The following is a 1,936-nucleotide window of genomic DNA, read 5'->3' as shown; positions in this document are numbered from 1 at the left end:
TTCCACAAGGGTGGGAGTGGGTTAGGTTGGAAAATTATGTCTATAATTTTGACGGAAAAAGAAAACCTGTTTCCGTTGAACATAGAAGTAAACAACAAAAGATTTATGATTACTACGGTGCTACTGGTGTTATTGATAAAGTTGAAGATTATATTTTTGAAGGTAAATATATCTTAATTGGAGAAGATGGTGGGAATTTCTTTGTTAATCGTGATGTGGCTTTCATTGTAGATGGCAAATTTTGGGCAAATAATCATGTTCACGTTTTGGGTACTTTCAGCGGATTAGAAGAATATTTTTGTATATATTTAAATGCGTTAAATTTACCTGCAATGGGATTAATAAATGGAATTGCCGTACCTAAATTAAATCAACAAAATTTGAATTCTATATTCATTGCAGTTCCCCCACTCGAAGAACAAAAACGCATCGTCGAAAAAGTAGAATTGCTTTTATCGCAAATTGAAAAATTATTGTAGGGTGAGCATTCTTGCCCACTGTTATAATTATTATTGGTGGGCTAGAAAGCCCACCCTACGTTTACAAGCGGTAAAATTTTATTGAAAATTTACCAATCGATAATTTTATTCACGATGGCTTGTTGTTCCGTGCTGGTGCGACGTAAATAAATTCGGGTGGTTTCAATACTTTCGTGTCCCATTAAATCAGCTAAAAAGGCAATATCACTAAACCGTTCTAAAAAACTTTTAGCAAATCGATGGCGGAATGAATGGGGGTAAACTAATTTGGGGTCAATTTTATATTTTTTTGCCAATACTTTTAATTGCGATGAAATTCCCCTTGTGGTAATTCTTTCGCCGTATTTATTCAGAAAAATAAAGCCGTGTTGGCGATTTTGTTGTTTTAGCCAAATTAAGCACTCTTGTTGTAATTTTTTAGGAATATAAATTCGGCGTAATTTCCCTCCTTTAGAATAAAGATCTAAAAATCCTGTTTGAATATGTTCACCTTTGAGCTGAATTAACTCACTTACCCTTGCTCCAGTTGCTGCCATAAAGCGAATAACAAAATACCAATAGAGATTATTATCGGATTTTAATCGTTTCTTAAAATATTCATAATCTGCTTCACTAATCACATTTTCTAAAAATGGCTTTTGTTGAATTTTAACGAAAGTTAATTTCCATTTTTCTTTTTTAATAAATTCCAAATAACAATTTATCGCTCGCAATCTTAAATTAACTGTTTGTGGTTTAAAATGATCGATTAAATACAGCTTATATTCCTTTAAATTTGATTTATTTATTTCATCAAATAGGTGATAAAACTGTTTTATTGAAAATAAATAAGCCGAAATGGTATTTTTAGCAAAGTTGGATTGTTTAAGATGTTTTTCGTAAGATAATATCATACTGATTTCCTTTTTATGGTTGAAAATCAGTATGATAACGAGATTATAAATGTTCTATTTGCGATAAAAGCAATTCCACTTTTTCTACGATGCGTTTTTGTTCTTGGAATGGGGGAAGTGGGATAATTGAATCCCTTACAGTATCTGATTTCAGATTTTTAAATGCCGAACCAGCTGCCTTCTCAGAAAATTGAAAGAAAATAAAAGGTGAGCTTAATAAATAATATAGAAAATCTATATTAAATATATTTTCATCGAATTTAATTACTAGCCAGCCATCGTGAACGCAACCAGATATTTTTGTAATATAAGGTCTTCCAAAACTCATTGAATTTGTTAATAAGAAATCATTAAATTGAACTAACTTAGATTTTTTAGCCCCATCTAATGTGATTTTTTCTTTTGTGACTTCAATATATTTCCCACCAATATCTGTATCTCCAATCTTAATCCAAGGAATACTATTTTCATCATTTGTAATATACTGATTTATTGGTCTTGGGGACGCTCCACGAGAAATATCAACAATATCGCCAAATTTGCACCACTCCCACCCTTGTGGAA

The 1,936-nt window shown here is 31.5% G+C and carries 3 protein-coding genes; 1 reads left to right on the top strand and 2 read right to left on the bottom strand.

Annotated features, from left to right (window positions below; all coding sequences use genetic code 11):
• Positions 1–479 (top strand): restriction endonuclease subunit S (locus A1D25_RS01490; RefSeq protein ID WP_205420565.1); only part of this gene is annotated, 479 nt, incomplete at its 5' end.
• Positions 480–568: 89 nt separating this feature from the next.
• Here the strand turns inward: A1D25_RS01490 and A1D25_RS01485 are convergent.
• Complete coding sequence (locus A1D25_RS01485; protein WP_157393954.1) at positions 569–1,372, bottom strand: tyrosine-type recombinase/integrase; 804 nt, start codon at positions 1,370–1,372, stop codon at positions 569–571.
• Between the two features lie 43 nt (positions 1,373–1,415).
• Positions 1,416–1,936 (bottom strand): restriction endonuclease subunit S (locus A1D25_RS01480; RefSeq protein ID WP_162853261.1); only part of this gene is annotated, 521 nt, incomplete at its 5' end.

This window comes from Ursidibacter arcticus (assembly GCF_009761375.1).
GTDB lineage: Bacteria > Pseudomonadota > Gammaproteobacteria > Enterobacterales > Pasteurellaceae > Ursidibacter > Ursidibacter arcticus.
Note: the sequence above shows the minus strand (reverse complement) of the source record. Positions and strands in the feature narration are given on the sequence as shown.

Bases quoted from the DNA above. Each gene is read 5' to 3' on its own strand.
- A1D25_RS01485 (WP_157393954.1), bottom strand. From the start codon at position 1,372: ATGATATTATCTTACGAAAAACATCTTAAACAATCCAACTTTGCTAAA.